General features: G+C 72.2%; 1 protein-coding gene. It reads right to left on the bottom strand.

Features of this window, described 5'->3' with window-relative positions:
• On the bottom strand, positions 1-737 hold a 737-nt coding region (locus tag L995_RS22735; RefSeq protein WP_047473806.1), incomplete at both ends, for a lyase family protein.

Here is a 737-nt window from a genome sequence, read left to right as displayed (position 1 = left end):
CCGCGTAGCGCCTGCGGGGCCAGCAGCTCCACGGCGGCCAGGGCCTCGGGCTTGCCCGTCCAGGGCGCCATGGCGTGCACGCAGGCCTCTGAAAACACCAGTCCGTGCAGGCCCCGCACATGGCCCAGCATGCGCTGCGGATGCACCTGCAGCGACTGGGCGGCCTGGCGCAATGCGGCGGCGGCGCCATGCACATGGCGCCACAGGTCGGGCCAGTGCGCGACCTCGGCCTGCCACTCGCCCAGCGCGCGTTCATGGGCCTGGGCCATGCAGCCCAGCAGCAGGGCCGCGAGTTGGGGGATGGCCTGGGCCTGTGCCACCGCCTGCATCAGGTGCACGGGATTGCGCTTGTGCGGCATGGCGCTGGAGGTGCTGCCGCGCGGCGCCTCGGCGATCTCGCCCACCTCGTACTGCGCCATCAGCGACCAGTCCCGGGCCAGCTTGGCCAGGCTGCCGCCGCACACAGCCGCTTCCATGGCCAGGCGCATCCAGTCGTCGCGCTGCGTATGCCAGCTGCGGTCGCAGGCCGACAGGCCCAGGCGCCGGGCCAGTGCCTGCTCCACCTCGGCACGGTGGCTTCCCAGCACGGCGCCATTGCCCACGGCGCCGCCCAATTGCACGCACAGCGCAGCGGTGGCAAGCCTTTCAAACTGTTCGATGCTGCGGCCCACGGCGGCAGCCGACTGCGCGCACTTGAATCCGAAGCTGGTGATCTGCGCGGGCTGCAGCAGACGCGG

This window comes from Delftia sp. ZNC0008 (assembly GCF_000799035.1).
In the GTDB taxonomy this organism is placed as follows: domain Bacteria; phylum Pseudomonadota; class Gammaproteobacteria; order Burkholderiales; family Burkholderiaceae_C; genus Comamonas; species Comamonas tsuruhatensis.
This window is presented reverse-complemented; position numbering and strand designations above follow the sequence as displayed.